Annotated in this window: 13 protein-coding genes; 8 read left to right on the top strand and 5 right to left on the bottom strand. The window is 68.6% G+C overall.

What is annotated here, in order from left to right:
* Positions 1-55 precede the first annotated feature (55 nt).
* The gene (locus G370_RS0110280) at positions 56-1,942 is read left to right on the top strand and encodes a formylglycine-generating enzyme family protein (RefSeq protein ID WP_019660531.1); all 1,887 of its coding nucleotides are present in this window, start codon (positions 56-58) and stop codon (positions 1,940-1,942) included.
* An 88-nt stretch (positions 1,943-2,030) separates the two neighbouring features.
* A complete protein-coding gene (locus G370_RS0110275) occupies positions 2,031-2,927 on the top strand; it encodes a M48 family metallopeptidase (RefSeq protein ID WP_019660530.1) in 897 nt (298 codons plus the stop codon).
* 531 nt (positions 2,928-3,458) lie between these two features.
* Here G370_RS0110275 and xseA read toward each other — a convergent pair.
* Both xseA and queG read right to left on the bottom strand, forming a co-directional pair.
* Positions 3,459-4,790, bottom strand: a complete 1,332-nt coding sequence (gene xseA / locus G370_RS0110270) for an exodeoxyribonuclease VII large subunit (RefSeq protein WP_019660529.1) — start codon at positions 4,788-4,790, stop codon at positions 3,459-3,461.
* 44 nt (positions 4,791-4,834) lie between these two features.
* Positions 4,835-5,905 carry a tRNA epoxyqueuosine(34) reductase QueG gene (gene queG / locus G370_RS0110265; protein WP_019660528.1) on the bottom strand — a complete coding sequence of 357 codons (1,071 nt, stop codon included), beginning with the start codon at positions 5,903-5,905 and terminating at the stop codon, positions 4,835-4,837.
* A gap of 23 nt (positions 5,906-5,928) precedes the next feature.
* Between queG and G370_RS0110260 the strand changes: the two genes are divergently transcribed.
* The 6 genes from G370_RS0110260 to G370_RS0110235 all read left to right on the top strand — a co-directional run bounded on the left by G370_RS0110260 (position 5,929) and on the right by G370_RS0110235 (position 13,507).
* Entirely contained in the window at positions 5,929-7,413 is a 1,485-nt protein-coding gene (locus G370_RS0110260) for a bifunctional ADP-dependent NAD(P)H-hydrate dehydratase/NAD(P)H-hydrate epimerase (RefSeq protein ID WP_019660527.1), read from the top strand.
* Positions 7,410-7,892, top strand: coding sequence for a tRNA (adenosine(37)-N6)-threonylcarbamoyltransferase complex ATPase subunit type 1 TsaE (gene tsaE, locus G370_RS0110255; protein ID WP_019660526.1), 483 nt, complete (start codon positions 7,410-7,412; stop codon positions 7,890-7,892). Before G370_RS0110260 ends, tsaE begins: the two co-directional genes overlap by 4 nt.
* An 82-nt stretch (positions 7,893-7,974) precedes the next feature.
* Positions 7,975-9,543, top strand: a complete 1,569-nt coding sequence (locus G370_RS0110250) for an N-acetylmuramoyl-L-alanine amidase (protein WP_019660525.1) — start codon at positions 7,975-7,977, stop codon at positions 9,541-9,543.
* A 160-nt stretch (positions 9,544-9,703) separates the two neighbouring features.
* Entirely contained in the window at positions 9,704-11,608 is a 1,905-nt protein-coding gene (mutL, locus tag G370_RS0110245) for a DNA mismatch repair endonuclease MutL (RefSeq protein ID WP_019660524.1), read from the top strand.
* 11 nt (positions 11,609-11,619) lie between these two features.
* Positions 11,620-12,552 (top strand): DUF1684 domain-containing protein, encoded by a 933-nt coding sequence (locus G370_RS0110240; RefSeq protein WP_019660523.1) that lies wholly within the window; start codon positions 11,620-11,622, stop codon positions 12,550-12,552.
* Between the two features lies 1 nt (position 12,553).
* Positions 12,554-13,507, top strand: a complete 954-nt coding sequence (locus G370_RS0110235; protein ID WP_019660522.1) for a TraB/GumN family protein — start codon at positions 12,554-12,556, stop codon at positions 13,505-13,507.
* A gap of 74 nt (positions 13,508-13,581) precedes the next feature.
* On the opposite strand, the gene phaR is transcribed toward G370_RS0110235, so the two are convergent.
* The 3 genes from phaR to gluQRS all read right to left on the bottom strand — a co-directional run bounded on the left by phaR (position 13,582) and on the right by gluQRS (position 15,969).
* Positions 13,582-14,109 (bottom strand): polyhydroxyalkanoate synthesis repressor PhaR, encoded by a 528-nt coding sequence (gene phaR, locus G370_RS0110230; protein ID WP_026347074.1) that lies wholly within the window; start codon positions 14,107-14,109, stop codon positions 13,582-13,584.
* 182 nt (positions 14,110-14,291) lie between these two features.
* Positions 14,292-15,032 (bottom strand): acetoacetyl-CoA reductase, encoded by a 741-nt coding sequence (gene phbB, locus G370_RS0110225; RefSeq protein ID WP_019660520.1) that lies wholly within the window; start codon positions 15,030-15,032, stop codon positions 14,292-14,294.
* Between the two features lie 16 nt (positions 15,033-15,048).
* On the bottom strand, positions 15,049-15,969 hold the full coding sequence (gene gluQRS, locus G370_RS0110220) for a tRNA glutamyl-Q(34) synthetase GluQRS (RefSeq protein WP_019660519.1): 921 nt from the start codon (positions 15,967-15,969) through the stop codon (positions 15,049-15,051).
* Position 15,970 lies beyond the last annotated feature (1 nt).

The raw sequence follows: 15,970 nt of genomic DNA, 5'->3' as shown, positions 1-15,970 counted from the left end.
AGGCAGGGGAGAATAGCCTAACGTCGGTGCGCGTCCCTGCCGAAGGAGATCCTGCTTGCGTTTTCCGCTGTCGTCCGTGCTGTGCACCGCCGTGGCCGTGGCCCTGGCCGGCTGCACGCCGTCGCCCCCCACGGCAGTGGACCCGAGTGCCGGGGAAGGGACGCGCCTGTCTGCGAACACGGACAGCGACGAGCGTCCACAGGCCGGGCAGGGCAGCGTGACCATCGCCGGCGAGGATGCCGCCGAGGATGTGCAGCAATGGACGCCGCCGCGGGTGGACCGACAGGGGCGAAGCCTGGCGCAGTTGCGCCGCGCGGCCGGGCAGGCCTTCAACGAGGGCCGGCTGTACCAGGATGCCGATGCCGCCATTCCACTGTGGCTGGCGGTACAGGAAGAGGATCCGGATGACCGCCAGGCCCGCCAAGGCCTGCAGCGTGCCCGCCAGCGGCTGCAGCAGCAGGCGGATGCGCTGCTGGTGCGGCCGCTCAGGCAGCGCGAGGCGCTGGCCGAGGCCAGCCGCCAGGCGCTGGTTCTGCTGACGCTGGCGCCGAAGGACGGGAAGGTGCGCGCGCTGCAGGGACGGGTGGAGCTTGCCCAGCGGGTGGTGGCTTACAACCGCGCTGGTGAAGAGGACCTGCGCTCGGGCCGGATCGGCGAAGACGGGGACGGGGCTATTGGCAACTTCCGCGAGGCGCTGGCACTGGATGGGAACAACAGCCGTGCGCGGCAGGGACTGGCCGCAGCCGAAAGCGGGCTGATCCGCCGCGCCGAAGATGCTGCACGCGCGCGCGATTTCGCCAGCGCGGGCACTTGGTTGGCCGAAGCCAGCAAGGTGCGCGACTCATCGCCGACCATTGCCGACGCGTTCGAGCGCATCGAGCAGATCCGTGCGGCGGTGTTGCTGCAGCTGCGCGATGACGGCCTGCGCGACCTGTCCACGCCGCAGGGCCTGAAGCCGGCACGCGAGAAACTGGCCGAGGCCCTGCGCATCGCCCTGCCGGGAGACCCGGTGGTGGCCCAGCTGCGTGAGCGCATTGACCTGGCCACGCACTACGGCAGCTTCCGCCCGGGGCAGGTATTCAGCGATGCCATGCGCGATGGCGGGCGCGGGCCGCAGATGGTGGTGGTCCCGCACGGCGGCTTCCAGATGGGGGCCGGTGATGCCGAGCCGGGCGCCAGCGATGCCGAGCGGCCATCGCATTATGTACGCTTTGATCGAGGCTTCGCGATGGCGATCACCGAGGTGACGGTCAGCGATTTCCAGCGCTACGTGAAGGCGACCAATGCGCGCCCGCGTGCGACCCGTCGCGGCCATTCGGTGGTCTATGACGAACGCAGCGGCAACTTCATCCGCCGCAGCGGCGTGGACTGGCGTTCGGACTACGACGGTGGCCTCGCGATGGCCAATTCGCCGGTGATGCATGTCAGTATCCGCGATGCCGAAAACTATGCGGCGTGGTTGTCCGAGCAGACCGGGCGCAGCTACCGGTTGCCCAGCGAGGCCGAGTTCGAATACGCGCTGCGCGCCGGCAGCAGTGGCCGCTATCCGTGGGGCGCCGCCGGCACGCCGCCGCCCGGTGCTGGCAACTTCACTGGCAGCAAGGATGTCTCGCCATCGGGACGGCACTGGCACAACGCCTTCATCGGCTATGGCGATGGCTGGTGGGGGCCCGCGCCGGTGGCCAGTTTCCAGGCCAATGCCTTCGGCCTGCACGACATGGCGGGCAATCTCAGCGAGTGGGTGGCCGATTGCTGGCATGCCAGCTACCGGCGCGCGCCCTCCGATGGCGCGGCCTGGTTCAACCCGGGCTGCCGCGCACGGGTGATCCGCGGGGGCAACTGGGCCAACGCGCCGGAGCAGACCCGTGCGGCGTGGCGGCAGTCGCAGGATTCGGACACCACCAGCGCGCGCATCGGTTTCCGCCTGGTGCGGGGCATCTGAGCGGCACCGGGCTTCACCCGCTGCTGGCGCCCGCGCACTAAGATTGCGCCGTGCCCGCCGGCCGGCGGGGCCTGCTGGACGACACCTGATGCGCAATGATCCCTTTTCCCGCTCGCCCCAAGGCCCGCAGCGTCGCGGCCTGTTTGGCAACATCCGCTGGTGGGTGCTGTTGCTGGCCGCCGGCTATGCGCTCTTCTACTGGTTTTCCAATCGCACGGTGGACCCCTACACTGGCGAGAAGGTGATGATTGACAGCAGCCTGGACGCCCGCCAGGAGACCGCCTTGGGCCTGCAGGCCTACCAGCAGATCCTCTCGGAGGAGCCGCCGATGGACTCCAACGCGCCGATCGCGCGCGATGTGCGCGACATCGCCCAGCGCCTGATTGCCAAGGTTGATGTGGTGGAGACTGCACTGGCGCAGGAGCACGGCGTTCAGCCGGCGCATTTCGCGCGTGATTTCCAGTGGGAAGTCAACGTGATCCCATCTGAACAGGCCAACGCATTCTGCCTGCCTGGTGGCAAGATGGCGGTCTATACCGGCCTGGTGCCGGTGGCGCGCACGCGCGACGCGATGGCGGTGGTGATGGGCCACGAGATTGCCCATGCGCTGCTGCGCCACGGTGCGCAGCGGATGGCGCAGCAGAAGCTGACCCAGATCGGGCAGATGGCCGGCGCCGCCAGCGGCATGGATGCGCAGCAGCAACAGATGATGATGTCGGCGATGGGCTACGGGTATCTGCTGCCCTATGCGCGCAGCCACGAGACGCAGGCCGATGAAGTGGGACTGATGCTGGCTGCGGCGGCGTGCTTCGACCCGCGCGAGGCGGTGCCGCTGTGGCAGCGCATGGGCCAGGCCAGTGGTGGCCAGTCACCGCCGGAGTTCGCGTCGACTCACCCGAACCCGGGTACCCGTATCCAGAACCTGCAGGCGTTGATGCCGAAGGCACTCGAGTACCGGCAGAAGTTCTGCGAGCAGGCAAAGTAGGGGGTTGTTCGGCAGGGCTTGCAGCCCTGCACCTGCCGAAGCAACAGCAACAGCAACAGCAACAGCGTGCATTCCGTGGGATGGCGGGGTGGGTCCGGTTGCGGGGGCCGCTGCAAGTACGTCCATGTAAGCTCGGTCGCCGCATCCATGCGGCTCACGCCCCCGCAACCGGACCCACCCCGCCTTCGACAGATGTCCGCGATCTGCCGGAATGGCGCTTGGGGTCAGATCCGTTTTCCGCAGGAAAACGGATCTGACCCCGAATTGATTCGATATCTGAAAGAGATTCATCCACGCATGGCGTGGATCTACCGACCGTCATCGGGACACTGTCGAGGGTGGGGCGGTGTGGCTGTGCAGGACCGTTGGCGCCATGGATGGCGCCATCGAGCCCCCAGGGATGGGTTTACGGCGTGTCCTGCACAGCCACACCACCCCGCCAAGCTATCAGCAGTCCAGAGCCGCTTTCGCTGTTGCTTCGGCTGTTGCATTTGCCTCTGCAGGTGCAGGGCGCAGCCCTGCCGAACCCCTTTACTTGACCTGCACGTCGATCACGCCGTCGCCCACGCGCGCCTGCAATGCGTCGCCGGGCTGTACCTGATCGACCTGGCGCACCAGCGTGCCATCGTCACTGCGGGTCAGGATGCTGTAGCCGCGCGCTACAGTCGCCAGCGGGCTGACCGCTTCCAGCGAACGCGCCAGCCCGCGCAGGCGCAGCGCATCGCGTTCCAGCAGACGCTGCATCGCTGCCTGCGGTCGTCCGCGCAGGGCGGCCAGGCGGCGTTGCATCGTGTCGAGCTGGCGCTGTGGGTGGTGCCCGCGCAGGACCGCCGCTGCATGGCGAAGGCGCGCAGCACGGCGCTCCTGCTGCTGGTTGAACGCGGCATGCAGGCGCCGGCCCAGATCGAGCTGGCGGCGGCGCAACAGGTCCAGTCGCGCCTGCGGGCTCTGCGCGTTCAGGCGCAGCAGGGCACGGTCAGCACGTTGCATCGCCTGCTGCATCGTGTGCCGCTGCAGCTGCGCCATGCGTGCCGCGGTGCGCCGCAGGCGCAGGGCCAGTTCGCGCTGGTCCGGTACCAGCAGCTCGGCTGCCACCGATGGCGTCGGTGCACGCAGGTCGGCGGCGAAGTCGCTCAGGCTGAAGTCGGTTTCATGGCCCACCGCCGACACTACCGGGGTGCGGCTGGCGGCGATCGCACGGGCCAGTGCTTCATCGTTGAAGGCCCACAGGTCTTCCAGTGAACCGCCGCCACGGGTCAGCAGGATCACGTCGTAGCGGCCACTGGCATCGGCGGCCTGCAGCAGGCGGGTGATCTGTGCAGCGGCGCTGCTGCCCTGCACCAGGGTCGGCAGCAGGTCCACTTCCAGCAGCGGGAAGCGGCGGCCGAGCACGCTCAGCACGTCGCGCACAGCGGCGCCGGTGGTGGAGGTGATCACCGCAAGGCGCTGCACGTGCGCCGGCAGCGGCCGCTTGCGTGCCGGGTCGAACAGGCCTTCGGCCTCCAGCCGTGCCTTCAGCTCCTCGAAGGCGCGGCGCAGTGCGCCTTCGCCGGCTTCCTCCATGTGGTCCAGCACCATCTGGTACTCGCCACGGGCGTCGTACAGGGTCACCTTGCCGCGCACCAGCACGCGCATGCCTTCGCGCGGCACGAACTTCAGATACTGCGCCTTCATTCGGAACATCGCCGCGCGCAGCTGCGCACGTGCGTCCTTCAGGGTGAAATACAGATGCCCGGAGGCGGGACGCGCCACGCTGCCCAGTTCGGCCTCGACCCAGATCGCCGGGAAGCTGCCTTCCAGCAGGTCGCGGGCCAGGGTGTTGAGCTGGCTGGGGGTGAGGATGTCGTTGTTGCGTGGCTGCATGGGAACGGCGTGCTGCGGGCGGAACGGGGGCTCAGGATCGCACGTCAGCGCACCGTGTGCTGGCCCAGTGCCCACTGCACGTGTTCACGCACCAGCGGCGAGGGATCGTCGATGCGGGTCTGCAGGGCAGCCAGCGCTTCGGCCGAGGACGGCGCATTGCCCAGCGCCACGGCGATGTTGCGCAGCCAGCGCTCATGGCCGCTGCGCCGGATCGGGCTGCCTTCGGTGCGGCGCAGGAACTCGGCTTCGTCCCAGGCGAACAGCTGGTCCAGGCGCGCGGTATCGAGGTTGTTGCGCGCGCGGAAATCGGCTTCGTCGGTACGCTTGGCGAACTTGTTCCAGGGGCAGACCAGCTGGCAGTCGTCACAGCCGTAGATGCGGTTGCCGATCAACGGCCGCATGTCTTCGGGGATGGCACCGTCGTGCTCGATGGTCAGGTAGGAAATACAGCGCCGCGCGTCCAGCCGCTGCGGGCCGGTGATCGCGCGGGTAGGGCAGACATCGATGCAGCGCGTGCAGGTGCCGCAGTGTGCCGTAGCCGGCGCATCGATCGGCAGCGGGATATCGATGTAGATCTCGCCGATGAAGAACCAGGAACCGCCGTTGCGGTCGATCAGGCAGGTGTGCTTGCCGATCCAGCCCAGCCCCGCGTTGCGCGCCAGTGCGCGCTCCAGCACCGGCGCCGAATCGACGAATACCCGGTAGCCCAGCGGTGCCACTTCATCGTTGATCTGCGTGGCCAGCTTCTGCAGGCGGTTGCGCATCAGCTTGTGGTAGTCGCGGCCCAAGGCGTAACGGGCCACGTAGGCGCGGCCCGGGTCGGCCAGGGTTGCCCAGGCTTCGGTGTCGTCCTTGTGGCTGTAGTCCATGCCTACCGAGATCACCCGCACCGTGCCGGGCAGCAGCTCGGCCGGGCGCGCGCGCAGGGTGCCGTGGCGCGCCATCCAGTCCATCGTGCCGTACAGGCCTTGGCCCAGCCAGTCGGCCAGGTGCGCCTCGTCCTCGCCCAGCTCGATGCCGGCGATGCCGCAGCGCTGGAAGCCATGCGCACGCGCCAGTTCGCGGATGCGCTGTACGGCCTGGGCCGGATCGACAGGGGCGGGGGCGGGAGACATATGCACCAGTATAAAATCCCCGCATGGCCAACCTTGCCGCTCTGTTCGATTCCGCTGCCGCGCGTGCGCTTGATGCGCAGGCCTCGGCACTGGCTGCCGAGGGCGGCTGGAGCCTGATGGCGCAGGCCGGCCACGCCGCCTGGCAGTGCCTGCTGCAGCATTGGCCACAAGCGCAGCGGATCGGCGTGGTGGTTGGCGCAGGAAACAACGGCGGCGATGGCCTGGTGCTGGCCCGCCATGCACGGAAGGCCGGGCGTACGGTGACGGTGATCGCCTTGCCGGGCAAGCCACCGGCGACGTCGCTGGCGCAGCGTGCCGCATCGGAATTCAAGTCCGGTGGCGGCACCCTCACCGATTTCGACGGCGTGCTGCCCGAGGCCGATATCTGGGTCGATGCCCTGTTCGGTCTGGGCTTCGATCGCGTGCCGGAAGGTGTGGCGCAGGCGCTGATCGTCGCCCTCAACGCGCAGGCGGCACCGGTTCTGGCGCTGGACGTCCCCAGTGGCGTCGACGCTGATCGCGGTGCAGTACCGGGCGTGGCGGTGAAGGCCGCTTTGACCCTGCAGTTCATCGTGCCGCATCGCGGGCTGTATACCGGCGATGCGCTGGATCATTGCGGGCGGAAGGCGCTGGCGCCGCTGCAGCTGCCCGCGGCCGCATGGCAGGGCGTGTCACCCGCCGTGGAGCACTGGACCCAGGCGCGCTTGCCGGCACTGCTGCTGCCGCGCCGCGCCAACAGCCACAAGGGCGAATCCGGGCACGTGCTGTGCGTCGGCGGCAACCATGGCAGCGGCGGTGCCATCGCCATGGCGGCCGAGGCCGCGCTGCGTGCCGGCGCCGGATTGCTGAGCCTGGGCACCCGCCGCGATCACGTCGGCCCGTTGCTGGCGCGCCTGCCGGAGGCGATGACCCATGCGCTGGAAGACGGCGATGTGCTGCCGGCGCTGCTGGACAAGGCCAGGGTGGTGGCGATCGGGCCGGGCCTGGGCCAGGACGAATGGGCGCGCGCGCTGTTTGCGCGGGCGCTGGCCAGCGCCAGACCGCTGGTGGTCGATGCCGATGCACTGAACCTGCTGGCGCAGGATCCGCGCGCGCTGCCGGACGCCATCCTTACGCCACATCCGGGCGAGGCCGCGCGCCTGCTCGGCTGCAGTACCGCTGACATCCAGGCCGATCGCTACCGTTGTGCGCAGGCGTTGGCCGAACGCTTCCACGCCGTGGTGGTGTTGAAGGGCGCAGGCAGCATCGTGACGGCGCCCGGGCAGGCGCCACGCCTGATCGCTGCAGGCAATCCCGGCATGGCCGTGGGAGGCATGGGCGATCTGCTCACCGGCATCATCGCCAGCCTGCGCGCGCAGGGCCTGGCCGCCTTCGACGCCGCCGCGGCCGGTGCGCTGCTGCATGGGCTCGCGGGCGACGCCGCAGCCGCCGATGGCGCGCGCGGCCTGCTTCCTACTGATCTGCTGTCGCCGTTGCGGCGACTGGCCAACCCGGAACTTTCCCGATGATCGATTTCTTCCTTGCCGACAGCGATGCCACTGAACTGCTCGGGCAATGGCTGGCGGCCACGCGGCCGCCGCAGGCGCTGGTCGAACTGCGCGGCGACCTGGGGGCCGGCAAATCCACCACGGCCCGCGCACTGCTGCGCGCGCTGGGTGTCCAGGGCGCCATCCGCAGCCCGACCTACACCCTGGTCGAGCGCTATCCGCTGGCCGGCGGTGGCGAGGCCTGGCATCTGGATCTGTACCGGATCGGGCAGGCCGGCGAACTCGATTTCCTCGGGCTGGACGAGGGCAGCGCGGTACTGTGGCTGGTTGAATGGCCGGAACGCGGTGCCGGTGCGCTGCCGCCAACCGACCTGGTGGTGGCGCTGGAGATCGAGGGACAAGGGCGTCGCGTTCGTCTCACTGGCGCCAGCGACGCAGGGCATGAATGGCTGAAACGGCTTCCCCAAGGAGGCGACTTGCAGGCCATATCTGTCGGCTGACGAGAACAAACACCGGCAGGTTACGGATTATTAAGGAAAAAGGTGTTGCATTCCGTTCAGCGCGGTGATTGAATCCTGAGCCATGCGCCCGGGGAACCGTCTCATCGCCATCTGTGCCGCCGTCGGACTGGGTCTGGCGAGCGTCAGCGCGTGGGCCGGTGAAATTCGCCAGGTCCTGCTGAATACCGGTGCCACCGGCACCCGTGCCGAGATCTCGCTGGTGGGCAGTGGCGGTTACAAGACGCTGTCGCTGGCCGGACCGAACCGCCTGGTGGTCGATTTCCCGGACTCCAGCGCCGTACGCAACCTGAAAATGCCGGCGGCGCAGGGCGTGGTCACCGCGGTGCGCACCGGACAGCCGGTGCCGGGTACCTTCCGTGTCGTTTTCGACCTTGCTGAATCGGTGGCGCCGTTCCGCCCACAGATGCAGCGCGAGGGCAATGAATCCAAGCTGGTGATCGAATGGCCGGGCGATGGCCCGGCCGTGGCCGCCAGCCGTCCGGCAGCGACGCCGGCGGTGCCGCCGCAGGCGCCGGCCAACACGCCCGCACCGACGCCGACGCCGGCGGAGAGCGCGCAGGCGCGTACCGATGCCGCGCGTGCCACGGCGCTGCTGACTGCCCAGGTGCGGCAGCAGGCCAGTGCCACCGCCGCCGCGCCGGCCACGCCTACCCCGGCGCCATCCACCGCGCCGGCCCAGGTCGCGGCGGCGGGTACCGTGGCCAGCAGTTCGCCTTCTTCCTCGCCGGCCGCGATCCTCGCTGGGCAGCGCACCGCAGCGGTGGTGACCACGCCGCCGGCCACGGTGCCTGCGCCGGCACCGACGCCGGTGGAACCGCCGCGCCCGGCCATGCCCAGTGATGCCTCCCGCATCCGCATGCAGGCCGGCATGCGCCATCTGGTGGTGGCCATCGATCCCGGTCACGGAGGCCAGGATCCGGGCGCGATCGGCCCGACCGGCAAGCGTGAGAAGGATGTCACCCTGGCGGTGGCGCGGGAACTGGCCCGTCAGGTCAATGCGACGCCGGGCCTGAAGGCCTACCTGACCCGCGACAGTGACGTGTTCATTCCGCTGCCGATGCGCGCGCAGAAGGCGCGTGCGAACAAGGCAGACATCTTCATTTCCATCCATGCCGACGCGGCCGAGAACCGTTCGGCCACCGGTTCGTCGGTGTACGTGCTGTCGACCAAGGGCGCCTCTTCGCAGCGCGCCCGTTGGCTGGCAGACAAGGAAAACGCGGCCGATCTGGTCGGTGGCGTTCGCCTGCAGCAGACCGAGGGCACGCTTGCCAATGTGCTGCTGGACCTGGCGCAGAGCGGCTACATGAAGGCGTCCGAAGACGCCGCCGGCCACGTGCTGGGCGGCCTTAAGCGGATCGGCAACAACCACAAGCCGAACATCGAGCGCGCCAACTTCGCGGTGCTGCGTACGTCGGACATGCCGGCGATGCTGGTGGAAACCGCGTTCATCTCCAACCCGGATGAAGAGCGTCGCCTGACCGACCCGGCCTACCAGCGCAAGATCGCCGGTGCCGTGCTCGATGGCGTGCACACCTTCTTCAGCCGCCAGCCACCGCCGGGCACGCTGTACGCGGCCCGTGCCCAGGCCGAGATCGACGCCGCAGCCACCATGGCCGGCGGCAGCAAGTAATCCGCTTCCTGTAGAGCGCGGTAGAGTCGACTGTTGGTTGACTACGTGCGCAGCGCGGGGCTTTTCGGCGCCCGGGCGGAGAGCAGTCGACTGACAGTCGACTCTACCCACGGGCGCTCCGCTATCATCGACCCATGAAGTCTGCTGCCCATCATCTCCCATGAGCGCGCCCGGTCCGCGCCCGATCCGGCCCTTGCCGGAGATCCTGATCAACCAGATCGCCGCTGGCGAAGTGGTCGAGCGTCCCGCTTCGGTGGTCAAGGAGCTGGTCGAGAACGCGATCGACGCCGGTGCCAGCCGCGTAGATATCGATCTTGAAGAGGGCGGTGTACGCCTGATCCGCATCCGCGACAACGGCAGTGGCATCGCGCCGGAGCAGCTGCCGCTGGCGGTATCGCGCCACGCGACCAGCAAGATCGCCGATCTGGACGATCTTGAATCGGTGGCCACGCTCGGTTTCCGTGGCGAAGCGCTGCCGTCGATCGCCTCGGTCAGTCGCTTCACCCTGGCCTCGCGTCGCGCACATGACGAGCATGGTTCCGCGCTGCAGATCGAAGGCGGAAAGATCGGTGAGGTGACGCCGCGCGCGCATGCGCCGGGTACCACGGTGGAAGTGCGCGAGCTGTTCTACAACGTACCGGCGCGGCGCAAGTTCCTGCGCGCCGAGCGCACCGAGCTGGGCCATATCGAAGAATGGCTGCGCTCGCTGGCCCTGGCGCGGCCGGACGTCGAACTGCGCGTGTCCCACAACGGCAAGGCCTCGCGCCGTTACAAGCCGGGCGATCTGTATTCCGATACGCGATTGGCAGAAACGCTGGGCGAGGATTTCGCCAACCAGGCCGTGCGCGTGGATCACAGTGGCGCCGGCCTGCGCCTGCATGGCTGGATCGCGCAGCCGCATTACTCGCGTGCCAGCGCCGACCAGCAGTACCTGTACGTCAACGGCCGTTCGGTGCGCGATCGCAGCGTCGCCCACGCGGTGAAGATGGCGTACGGCGATGTGCTGTACCACGGTCGGCAGCCGGCCTATGTGCTGTTCCTCGAACTGGACCCGACCCGTGTTGATGTCAACGTGCACCCGGCCAAGCACGAGGTGCGCTTTCGTGATTCGCGGCTGGTGCATGACTTCGTCTATCGCACGCTGAAGGACGCGTTGGCTGATACCCGCGCGGGCATGTCGGCGCAGGAGATCGGTGCGGGTCCGGTGCATCCGGTGGACGCCGCTGCTGCATCGATGGCATCGAGCGCGGGCGCATCGGGTTTCGGGCTGGTGCGTGGGCCTGCGCCCGGTGCCGGCTCGGGCGCAGGCGGCGGTGGCTTTTCCGGCTGGCGCCCGCAGCAGCCCCTGGGCCTGCAGGTGGCCGATGCACCGGCTGCCTATGCCGCGCTGTATGCCACGCCGGCCGGCGCCGAGCGCGGTGCTGCGCTGCCGCCGATGCCGACCGAGAACGGACTGCCGGTAACCAGTGCCGACGCAGGCGTGCCGCCGCTGGGCTATGCGATCGCGCAGCTGCATGGCATCTACATCCTGGCCGAGAACGCCGAAGGCCTGATCGTGGTCGACATGCATGCGGCCCACGAACGCATCGGCTACGAGCGGCTGAAGAACGCGCACGATGGCATCGGCCTGCAGTCGCAGCCGTTGCTGGTGCCGATCACGCTGGCGGTGGGCGAGCGCGAGGCCGATACCGCCGAAAGCGAAGCCGACACGCTGGCCGCACTCGGCTTCGAAGTGACCCGTGCCGGCCCCGGTTCACTGCACGTGCGCAGCATACCGGCACTGCTGGCGCATGCCGAACCGGAAGGCCTGCTGCGCGACGTGCTGACCGACCTGCGCGAGCACGGCCAGAGCCGCCGCGTGGCCAGCGCGCGCGACGAGCTGCTGTCGACCATGGCCTGCCACGGCGCGGTGCGTGCCAACCGTCGCCTGACCGTGCCGGAAATGAACGCGCTGCTGCGCGACATGGAGATCACCGAGAGGTCCGGCCAATGCAACCACGGCCGGCCGACCTGGGCCCGTTTTTCGCTGGCGGAGATCGACCGCTGGTTCCTGCGCGGACGTTGAGGGGAGCATCGATGCGTTATCGGGGAATGGGCGGCCTGCTGGTCGCCATGGTGTTGGCCGCCTGCAGCCCCGCGCCGCCGCCGGCACCGGCTTCGGCCGCGGAGGATCCGTCCTATGCCGCCGGGCAGCAGCAGTGGCGGGTGGCACGCTATCAGGACCTGACCCGCCCGGACGGTTGGACAGCGCTGGTCGGCCTGCACTGGCTGCAGAACAGATCGCACTTTGTCGGCAGTGGCGCGACCAATGGCATCCGCCTGGCGGTGGGGCCGGACAAGCTGGGCCTGCTGCGCCGCGAAGGCAGCCAATGGTGGTTCACTCCCGAAGCCGGTACGGATGTCAGCCATGGGGGCAAACCGGTGCGCGGCCGCATCCGCATCGACACCGACAAGGATCCGCAGCCGACGCTGCTGGCCTTCGATGGTGGCAAAGGCCAGCTCAGCATCATCCGTCGCGGTCCGCGCGATGCGCTGCGGGTCAAGCACGCCGATGCGCCTGCACGCCGTGGGTTCGCCGGCCTGGAGTACTGGCCGGGCGGTCCTGACTGGCAGGTGCAGGCGCGCTTCATCGCGCACCCGCCAGGCAAGACCCTGCCGATCGTCGATATCACTGGCTTGACCACCGAGATGCCGAACGCGGGCGCGGTCGAGTTCCAGCGTGATGGCCGCAACTGGCGGCTGGAGGCGATAGGTGCACCCGGGCAGCCGCTGTTCCTGATCTTCGCCGACCGCACCAGCGGTCGCGGCAGCTATCCGGCTGGGCGTTACCTGGACACCGATGCGCCAGGCGCCGATGGTACGGTGCGCATCGATTTCAACCATGCCTACAACCCACCGTGTGCGTTCACCGCCTATGCAACCTGCCCGTTGGCGCCGCCTGAAAACCGGCTGGACCTGCGCGTGGAAGCGGGCGAGAAGGCCTACCACCTGCCTGAAGGAGAAGGCTGAGATGCCGATCAGATCACTGTTGCGTGCCGCCGTTCTGTTGGCGGCCTGTGCGCTGGCACCGCTGGTTGCAGCACGTACCCTGCAAGCCGACACCGCTGGCGCAGCGGCGGCCAGGCCGCCGGTGCCGTTGCTGTGGAAAGTGACTGGCCCAGGCGACTCACGCCTCTACCTGCTCGGTTCCTTCCACCTGCTGAAGCCGCAGGACTACCCGCTGTCGCCCGATGTCGAACAGGCGTTCGAGGCCTCACAGCGGGTAGTGTTCGAACTGTCGCCGGAAGACATGCAGTCGCCCCAGCTGGCCAGCCGCATGGTGCAGGCGGCGATCCGCACCGATGGCAGCGAGCTGAAGCGTGATCTGGATGCGGCCACCTGGCAGAAGCTGCAGGCCTTTGCTGCCCAGAACCAGTTGCCGCTGGCGCAGATGCAGGGCATGAAGCCCTGGTTCGTCGGCCTGAGCATTTCGATCGGGCAGATGCATAAGCTCGGCCTGGACCCGGCGCTGGGCCTGGACCGCCACTTCATGGAGCGCGCGCAGAAGACCGGCCGCAAGACGGCGGGACTGGAGGACATTGATACCCAGATCGGCATGCTTGACGGAATGACGCTGCAGGAACAGCGGCAGATGCTGGCCGAAGCACTGGACCAGGCCGGCAAGGCCGATGAGCAGGCGCGGCTGCTGCATGATGCGTGGCGCCGCGGTGATGATCGCCTGCTGTGGACCAAGATGGCGGCAGAGATGCGCCAGCAGTACCCGCAGCTGTACCAGCGCATCAACACCGGGCGCAACGATGCCTGGGTGCCGAAGCTGCAGCCGTACCTGCAGGCCGGGCAGGGCGGTACGCTGGTGGTGGTCGGCACGCTGCACCTGCTGGGCAGTGATGGCGTGGTCGAGAAGCTGAAGGCGAAGGGGTACAAGGTCGAGCGCGTGTGCACGGGGTGCAAGGCGAAACGCTGACGCATCGTTGGCGCGATGCCAAACAGAACGGCGCGCCAGGGGCGCGCCGTTTTCGTATCAGCCTGTGAAGCGGCTCAGCGGCGGGTCTTGCTGCCGGTGCCGGTGCCCGGTTCGTTCGGCTTGTTGCCGGTGCCCGTGCCGGTGCCGCCCGGGCGCGGGCCACCGAAGCCGCTGCCCATGCTGCGCTGGAATTCCTGCCACAGCTCCAGGTTGCGCTCGGTCAGCTGGTTCATCATCGCCCACGGGGTCTGGCCCAGCAGGTTGCCCATCTGCTGGCGGAACTGTTGCTGCTGGTCGAGGAAGACCTGCATGCTGCGCTCCAGGTAGTTGCCCATGAAGCCCTGCAGGGAATCGCCGTAGAAGCGGATCAGCTGGCTCAGCAGCTGCGTGGACAGCATCGGTTCGCCGTCCTGTTCCTGGTCGGCGATGATCTGCAGCAGGACCGATCGCGTGAGGTCGTCGCCGCTCTTGGCGTCGCGGACTTCGAAGTCTTCACCGTCCAGGATCAGCTGCCGCACGTCCTCGATGGTGATGTAGCTGGAGATCTCGGTGTCGTAGAGACGGCGGTTCGGATACTTCTTGATGATGCGGGTCGCAGCCATGAAGCGGTACTCGTCACAGTAGACGCGCAGCATGGCGCAGTGCAGCAGCGGTTGCAACCGCCCCAGCCCCCGCCAGGCTTGGCTTTCAGGGGCGATCATGTTGCGCAACAAGGGTTTGCGTGCTGCGCAGCATGACCATCGGCAGGGGCCGCCGGTGCATGCCGCGGCGCCCCCTGCGCGGCTCACCAGCCCATGTGGTGGCCGCCGTTGATGTCCAGGTTGCTGCCGGTGATCCACGAGGCTTCCTCGGCCACCAGGAAGGACACGCCATAGGCGATTTCTTCCGGCTTGCCGAGGCGCCCGGTGGGAATGTCGGCGATGATCTTGGCGCGCACGTCCTCCGGAACTGCCATCACCATGTCGGTGGCGACGTAGCCGGGCGAAATGGTGTTGACCGTGATGCCGAAGCCGGCGTTCTCGCGGGCCAGCGAGATGGTGAAGCCGTGCATGCCGGCCTTGGCCGCAGCATAGTTGGCCTGGCCGTACTGGCCCTTCAGGCCGTTGATCGAGCTGATCTGGATGACCCGGCCCCAGCCGCGGCGGCGCATGCCTTCGATGACCGGCCGGGTGACGTTGAACACCGAGTTGAGATTGGTGTTGATCACATCGTGCCACTGGTCCGCGCGCATGCGGTGGAAGGTGGTGTCACGGGTGATGCCGGCGTTGTTGACCAGGATCTCGACCGGGCCCAGCTCGGCCTCGACGGCGCGCACCAGCGCTTCGGCGCTGTCTGGATCGGAGACATCGCCCGGGAAGATCGCCACGTGGTAGCCGCGCTCGGTCATCGCCTGCTGCCAGACGCGGGCCTTGGCCTCGTCGCGGTAGTTGGTGGCGACCCGGTGGCCCTGGTCGGCCAGGCGTTGGCAGATGGCGGTACCGATGCCGCCGGTTCCGCCGGTGACCAGTGCGACGCGAGATGTCATGGAATGCTGTCCGGAATCAGGTGGGGGAAGGGGGATTCTGCAACATCGGCGCGGAAAGTGCGCCGGCCGGCAACAGGATGTCGCCACGTGGCAGCCGTGCCGGGTCGAAGGCCTGCCGGGCGGCCGCCAGCAGCGGATCCAGATCGCAGGCAGGTTCCAGCGCTTGAGGTGATTGGCCAAGCAACTCCCAGAGCCGGCGCAGCACTGGCAGCGGGCGCGAACTGTCCACCGGCAGCGCCGCCAGCGACTTGGACAGCTTGTGGCCTGGGGCATCGAGCAGCAGCGGCAGGTGCCAGTAGCGCGGCACCGCCAGCCCCAACGCCTGCTGCAGCAGGATCTGCCGCGCGGTGGAGTCGAGCAGGTCGGCGCCGCGCACCACTTCGGTCACGCCCTGCTCGGCGTCATCGACCACCACGGCCAACTGGTAGGCCCAGCAGCCGTCGGCACGGCGCAGCACGAAGTCGCCGACTTCGGCATGCACGTCCTGGTGCTGCGGCCCGCGCAGGCCATCATTGAAGTGCACGACGCTGCCCGGTGGCACGCGGAAGCGGACGGCAGGGTCCGGTCGCGGTTGCCGCGCAACGCAGCGGTGATGGATGCCGCCGTTGGCGGCCAACTCGCTGCGGCTGCAGTGGCAGATGAAGGCCAGATCGCTGGCCAGCAGCACGTCCAGTGCGGCCTGGTAGGCCTCGCCGCGGGTGCTCTGCCAGAGGATCGGGCCGTCGTGGGCGAGGCCGAACGCGGCCAGCGCCTGCAGCTGTGATGTGGCGGCACCGGGCACGGTGCGCGGCGGATCGACGTCTTCGATGCGCAGCCGCCACAGGCCGCCATGGTGGCGGGCCAGCAGCCAACTGCCGAAGGCGGCGAGCAGGGATCCGGGATGGAGCAGGCCGGTCGGCGAGGGCGCGAAGCGGCCGCAGGGAACAATGGCGGTCATG

This window comes from Stenotrophomonas hibiscicola ATCC 19867, assembly GCF_000382065.1.
Classification (GTDB): Bacteria; Pseudomonadota; Gammaproteobacteria; order Xanthomonadales; family Xanthomonadaceae; genus Stenotrophomonas; species Stenotrophomonas hibiscicola.
The sequence above is the reverse complement of the archived record's forward strand: the minus strand, read 5'-3'. Positions and strand labels throughout refer to the sequence as shown.